The 6,445-nt window shown below is 74.1% G+C and carries 7 protein-coding genes; all 7 read right to left on the bottom strand.

Going from position 1 to position 6,445, the window contains the following annotated elements; genetic code table 11:
- Window positions 1–305 (bottom strand): SDR family oxidoreductase (locus AB0E96_RS36775; protein WP_359830476.1); only part of this gene is annotated, 305 nt, incomplete at its 3' end.
- The gene (locus AB0E96_RS36780) at window positions 302–2,263 is read right to left on the bottom strand and encodes a putative baseplate assembly protein (RefSeq protein ID WP_359830479.1); all 1,962 of its coding nucleotides are present in this window, start codon (window positions 2,261–2,263) and stop codon (window positions 302–304) included. The genes AB0E96_RS36780 and AB0E96_RS36775, both read right to left, overlap by 4 nt.
- Window positions 2,263–2,700: a GPW/gp25 family protein gene (locus tag AB0E96_RS36785; RefSeq protein WP_359830481.1), complete on the bottom strand. Its 438-nt coding sequence runs from the start codon at window positions 2,698–2,700 to the stop codon at window positions 2,263–2,265. Before AB0E96_RS36785 ends, AB0E96_RS36780 begins: the two co-directional genes overlap by 1 nt.
- 31 nt (window positions 2,701–2,731) lie before the next feature.
- Entirely contained in the window at window positions 2,732–3,046 is a 315-nt protein-coding gene (locus tag AB0E96_RS36790) for a PAAR domain-containing protein (RefSeq protein WP_359830483.1), read from the bottom strand.
- 76 nt (window positions 3,047–3,122) lie between these two features.
- Entirely contained in the window at window positions 3,123–4,901 is a 1,779-nt protein-coding gene (locus tag AB0E96_RS36795; protein ID WP_359830485.1) for a VgrG-related protein, read from the bottom strand.
- Window positions 4,898–5,635 (bottom strand): LysM peptidoglycan-binding domain-containing protein, encoded by a 738-nt coding sequence (locus AB0E96_RS36800; protein WP_359830487.1) that lies wholly within the window; start codon window positions 5,633–5,635, stop codon window positions 4,898–4,900. The genes AB0E96_RS36795 and AB0E96_RS36800 overlap by 4 nt, the downstream gene beginning before the upstream one ends.
- Before the next feature lie 98 nt (window positions 5,636–5,733).
- Window positions 5,734–6,159, bottom strand: coding sequence for a phage tail protein (locus AB0E96_RS36805; RefSeq protein ID WP_359830489.1), 426 nt, complete (start codon window positions 6,157–6,159; stop codon window positions 5,734–5,736).
- Between the last annotated feature and the right edge of the window lie 286 nt (window positions 6,160–6,445).

A 6,445-nucleotide genomic window follows, 5' to 3' on the forward strand; every position in this document is an offset into this window, starting at 1 on the left:
CCGGTGATGTAGGAGGCGGCGGGGGAGCAGAGCCAGAGGGCGAGCTGGGCGACCTCCTCGGGCTCGATGAGGCGCTTCACGGCGGTGCGGTCGAGACAGGAGGCCAGCCAGTCGAGGAAGTCGGCGGGTGCGAGGCCGGGTTGGAAGTAGGCGGGCAGGTTGTCCAGGGTCGCGAAGACCGGGGCGAGGACGGTGTCCAGGCCGGCCGTGAACCGCTGGGCGAAGTCGTCGTCGGCGTACATCGCGGGCAGCAGCCGGCCGATCGGGTAGGGGCTGGGCAGTCCGGGGACCGCGGCTCTGGTCATGACAGCCCGTCCTCGGCGGCCGCGCTGACCACGACCTGGTGCTGGTGGGAGAAGACCAGGGCGTCCGCCGGGACCTCGACCCGCTCGGCGGGCGCGCCCCGGCGCCCGGTGATCGGGTCGGCCGGGAACAGCCGCAGCTCCTCGACGCCCGTGACGGCCGCCACCCGCTGGAGCACCGCGAACACCTCCCCGTACTGGACCGACCGGCCGAACGGCCAGCCCGCGCCGTTCGCTCCGCCGCGCAGCGGGTTGAGGTACCGGTACAGCTCGGCGAGCACCTCCTCGCGGACCCGCTCGGGGTCGGCGGAGCGGGTGGTGAGCCGGGCGACGACCGTCACGCCCTGGTAGGACGGCGGCTGGACGACCAGCCGGGTGCCGATCAGGCGCCGCTCGTCGAGGGCGTCCGACACGGTGGCCAGCACCTGCTCGTCGGGGATCAGCTGCTCGAAGCGCAGCCGGTCGCCCTCGTCCGCGACGGCGTCGGGGACGACCAGCACCCGGACCGCGCCGGCCTCCCCTCCCGCGGCCGGCACACAGCTGATCCGGGCGGCGGACGGCGCGGCCTGCCGGGCGATCAGCTCGAAGTCCCCGGCGGTGACGGCGCGTTCCTGCAGGCGCAGCTGGTGCGGGGCGCGGGCCTTGGCGTTCTCGACGGTCTCGCCGTCGACGCCGCCCCGCGCCGCCTCCCGGTTGTCCACCCGGGCGATGTACGGGACGGAGCTGCGCAGCACGGTGACGGTGCCCCGGGCGACGTTGCCCGCGATCCCGCCGCCGGTGCGGTACCGGGGGACGCGCAGCTGCGCCCCCTTGGGCGGGACGGCGCCGAAGGCGCGCAGGCCGCCGTCCGGCTCCCGGACCGCGGGCGGGAAGAGGAACTCGCCGGTGGTCGCGTCCAGCACCACGTGCCGGTCGGCCGGCGAGGACTCGCCGAAGTGCTCGACGACCGTCCAGCGCTCCCAGCCCTCGCCCGCGGCGACCTCGACCACCGGGGGCTCGCCGTCGAGCAGCACCGGCGGCCGGGCGAGCCGGAAGCGCTGGCCCGCGACGCCCTCCGAGGTGCCGAGCGGCGCGTCGGTGACGGTCTGGGCGTGGACGGCGGTGGCGGTGCCGCCGACCGTGAACACCTCGGCCCGCCGGATGGTGGGCGACTCGGAGTAGAACGGCTGGCCCTGCCGCGGCTCGGTGACCCGGCAGCGCAGCCAGCCGGCCCGGCGGCCGGCGATCACCGAGGCGGTGTGGCCGGCGGGCACGAAGACGACCACCTCGCCGGGCCGGTTGAGGCCGCCGGTGGTGTCCTCGCCGGTCTCGCAGGGGATCCAGCGCGCGCCGTCCCAGACCTCCCAGGCCAGCGGCGGCTGGCGCGGGTCGACGCCGACGCCCTCCACCCGGCTGTCCAGCCGGACGACCAGGATGCAGCGCGGCACCACGGCCGGCAGGGCGAAGAGCATGGCGTCCCCGGCCACCGGGCGGCGCTGGAAGCAGGGCACGTCCGCGCCGTCGGCCAGCCGGGCCGTGCTGTCGGACTGCTCGCCGGAGGCGGAGACGGTGACCAGCCGCTCCAGCGAGCTGGGGACGATCGGCAGGTCCTCGGCGGTGGAGAAGACCACCGCCTCGTCGGTCTCGGTCCGCAGGGTGGAGACCTCGGTGCCGGCGCGCAGCAGGACCGTCTCGGCCTGCGGGGCGGACAGCCAGAAGTCGACCTCGGCCCGGGCCGCGGCGGGCGGGAACAGCCGGATGCCGAGCAGGTCGAGGAAGGCCGCGTAGTTCTTCTCCGGCACCCGGTTCAGCCGGTAGAGCAGCTGGTCCACCAGGTAGGCGAAGGTCTCGATCAGGGTGACGCCCGGGTCGGAGACGTTGTGGTCGGTCCACTCCGGGGCGCGCTGCTGGACGTAGCGCTTGGCCTCGTCGACGAGCTGCTGGAAGCGGCGGTCGTCCAGGTTCGGGGAGGGCAGGGCCATCAGCGGGAACCCCCGTTCGTCGCGGCCGACGGCTCGGCCTCCGGGTGCTCCGGGATGGTGTAGAAGGGGAAGACCAGGTTGCGGCGGTCGTTGGTGGCCCGCACGGTGTAGTGGACGTCGATGTAGAGCGTGCCCTCCTCGACGCTGTCGAAGGCGATCACCACGTCGTCGACCTCGATCCTCGGCTCCCAGCGCTCCAGCGCGATGCGCACCTCGCGGGCGATCCGCCCGGCGGTGGTGCTGTCGCCAGGGGCGAAGACGTACTCGTGGATGCCGCAGCCGAACTCGGGGCGCATCGGCCGCTCGCCGGGGGCGGTGCCGAGGATCAGCCGGATCGCCTCCGCGAGCTCGCGGTCCCGCTCCACCATGGCGATGCCACCGGTGGCGTTCACCCGCAGCGGGTAGGCCCAGCCGCGGCCTATGAAGCTGCCGCTCATGCGCCGCCCCCCTCGCTTCGCTCGCTCATGCTCAGCCCCCGATCAGCACGTTGAGGGCACCGATGGTGATGGTGGCGCCGCAGGTCGTCTTGTCGCCCATCCGGGCCGCGGGCAGGCCGCCGATCAGCACCATGCCGCGGGTCAGCGCGCCCGGGGAGGGCAGCACCACGTCGCCGGGGCCCAGGGCCAGGTGCGGGGGGACGACGCAGGCGTGCACGGTGCCGACCACGGCGGCGGGGCGGCCGCCGATCAGCACGGTCGCCACCTTGAGGGCGGCCCCCGGCGGCGGGGTGGTGAGGGCGCCGCCGTGATCGGTCATGTCGCCGGTCCGGGCTGCGGGGGGCATCTGCGGTCTCCGTTTCGGATGGTGCCGTGCTGTGTCGCGGGCACTCGTCATACTGCCATTGCACATTGACGTCACGTCAGTTGATTCTGATGAGGGCCGCCTTGAGCACCGCCTCGGCGCCGCCGTCCACGCTGACCGAGGTCGTGCCCCGGACGGTGACCGATCCGCCGCGCACGTTCACCGCGCCGGTGCCCGCGTCCAGGGTGATGCCGGAGGAGTTCAGCCGCACCGTGCTGCCCGCCCCGCCGCCGGGGCCGTGGACGGTCAGCACGATCTCGCCGCGCTGCTGGTCCAGGCTGACCTCCAACTTCCCGTCCCCGCTCGCCAGGTGGACGCCGGACTTGCCGCCGGGCACGTCCAGCAGCTCCATCCGGTGGCCCGAACGGGACACCACGGAGCGGCGGTTGACCTTGCCGGAGGCCCCGTCGACGAGGGGCACGTCGTGCGGGGAGGGCCGGTCCACGCCGTTGTAGAGCCCGCCGAGCACGTACGGGCTGTCGAGGTCGCCCTGCTCGAAGCCGACCAGCACCTCGTCGTTGACCTCGGGGCTGACCACGCCGCCGCCCCCGGCCCCGCCCCACTGCACGGTACGCACCCAGTCGGAGACGTAGGTGTCGTCCAGCCAGGGGAACTTGAGCTTCACCCAGCCGCGCTGCCCGCCGCCCGGCTCGCGGACGTCGGTCACCACGGCGACGGCCAGGCCGGGCATCCGCGGCCCGCGCGGCGGCGCGTTGCCGCCGCTGGTCAGGCCGGCCAGCGAGCGGTCGGGGGCGGCGCTGACCACGACCGTGGTGCGGTAGCCGCGGAACGGTTCGATCAGGTGGCGCACCCCCGTGGCGGTGTAGCGGCCGGAGAAGGCGGCGCCGACGTTGCCCAGCGCGACGGCGGTGCCCGCCCGCAGCCGAGGGTTGCCCTCGGCGACCACCTCCAGCTCGCCGAAGCCGGCCGCGACCGAGGCGGCCAGCGAGCGGGCCACCGAGGCGGTCTCCGCCTGGGTGCGGTACGGGGTGTCCGCGACGGTCAGCCGGGCCTGGCCGGGGAAGGCGGAGGCGACCACCGAGGGGCTCATCCCCGGCTGCACGGCCTGGGAGGTCACCGCGGGCTCGGTGGCGACCAGGGCGCTCTTGGTGGTGACGTTCCAGCCGCGCGCCTCGACGGTGTCCGCTCCCCCGGCGCCGGTCAGCACGCCGCGCAGTTCCAGCAGGTTGCGGCCGTACTCCAGCACCAGCGGGTTCTGCGGCGCGGGGGTGGAGGGAGCCGGTGCGCCGGAGGCCGGGTCGGGCCGGACGAACTCCAGCTTCCCGTCGTCGTCCACCCGCACCTGGGCGCCGCTCTCCTGCGCCAGGAACTGGAGGAACTCCCAGTCCGGGACGTTCGCCTGGGAGAGCTGCTGGTGGACGACCGGGAAGGAGTCGACCTTCCCGCAGGTCAGGCCCGCGCCGGAGGCGACCTGGCGGACGATGTCGGCGGTCGTCATGTTGCGGAAGGCCTTCACCCGGCGCCCGCGCATCAGCCGGTGGGTGACCGCCGAGGCCCGCACCACGGTGTACGAGCCGGTGGTGTCCACCTCCAGCTCCAGCGCCGTCACCTCGCCGGTGAACAGCCGCGCCCGGGTGTTGCCCTGCACGGTGACCACGGACACCTTCAGCGGGGTGCCGATGGTGATCCCGGTGGCGGAGAGGAAGGTGTGGTCGGCGTCGCGGAAGGACAGCACGGCGGTGTCGGGCAGGCCGACGCTCTCCTCGATGTCGCAGGAGACCAGCTGGGTCGCCCAGATCGGCGGCAGCGGCCCCGGCGCCTCGACGACGGGATCGGCGGCGAAGGGGCGCCCGCCGCGGGCCTCGGGAGTGGTCACGGCCGTCCGCCTCCGGTGGATCCGCTCTGGGTGAGTTCCTCGATGCCCGGCACGATCAGGTCCTCGCCGGGGACCAGGGCCATCGGGTCGTCGATGTCGTTGGCCTCCGCGATGGTGCGCCAGGCGGTGGCGTCCCCGTACGCGCGCCAGGCGAGCATCGGGAGGCTGTCGCCGGCGATCACCCGGTGGGTGCTGCGGGCCTCCGGCGAGCCGGAGGTCGGGTTCTGGCCGGCCGGGTCGACGCTGGCCTCGTCGATGGTGAGGGAGCAGACCGCGCGCAGCGGCTTCCCGTCGACGTCGAAGAGCGAGTAGGTGACCGACAGGCCGGTCAGCACCCCGTTGAACGAGGTGGTCTTCAGGGTGCCCCAGTCCAGCCGGATCCACGGGCTGGCCGGTGTCTTGCGCGCCAAGCTGGTCGGGGTGGGCACGCACGCCGTCATCAGCTGCTCCACCGCCCGTTCCACCGAGTTGTCGTGGGTCGCGGTGGAGTCCAGGAACACGTCGAGGGAGAGCGAGCGCGGGCCGCTGCCGACGAACTCGGGCAGCGCGGACTCGCCGGCCATCCGGGACGGGGTGCGCCGCCACTCGGTGGTCTTGCTGAGCCGCAGGGTCGCCGGGTTGAACTGGAGCCGGAGCTGGGCGAGCGTGCCGCCGGGCTGGGCGCCGACCGTGGCCGGTGGCTCCATGATGGTCAGTTGGGCCCGGGTGACGCTGGCGGGGACCGCTGAGGACATCCTGGTGCTCCTTCCGTGGATCGGGCTGGCGGGGCGTTCGTGGGTGGGGCGTTTCGGGGGCGGGGCGTTTCGGCGGCCGGGCGTTTCGGGGGCGGGGGTCAGGAGGGGCGCAGGCCCGCGTGGGCGATCTCCAGGGTCTCCATCGCCGCCTGGGAGTTGGCGGGGTCGAAGGACGGCCCCTCCCAGCGCACCGGGACGATCCCGAGCACCTGCCAGCCGACGATCCGGCTCAGGTCCGGCCGCAGCGCCACGATCTCGCCGTCCTTCGGCTCGACCTTGCGGACGATCTCGGACAGCCAGCGGGCGATCTTGGTGGTGTCCGCGGTGACCGCGCGGGTCAGCGTGATGTTCGACCAGGTGATCCGGCCCGGCAGCTGCCAGGCGAAGCCGTTGTTGCCGCCCTCCGCGTACTGCTCGATCTCGACCTGGGCGCCGAGCCCCGAGCAGGTGGTGAACTCGCCCAGGTCGTTGCCGCCGATGGTCAGGCTGAAGAACACACTGGACGCGAAGATGTTGTCGGTCATCGCTTCTGCTCCTGCTCCGTGCTTCCGGTCATGTCGCTGCCGCGGCCGGCTGTCGGCCGTTCCCGTTCCCGTTCGCCCGCGCCGTGCCAGGTGGCGTGGCGGTCCGCGGGCCGGCGCGGGCTCAGCGGCGCATGTCGTACGGTTTGCCGCTGCGCTCCCGGCCCCTGCGCACCTCGGTGCGCAGCAGCCGGCCGACCGGTTCGACCAGCCGCCGGGCCAGTTCGTCGACCCGTCCGGCCTCCGAGTGGGACACCGGTGAAGTCCTTGAATCCCACGGTGTCTTCGA

The organism is Kitasatospora sp. NPDC036755, from assembly GCF_040636595.1.
Lineage (GTDB): Bacteria > Actinomycetota > Actinomycetes > Streptomycetales > Streptomycetaceae > Kitasatospora.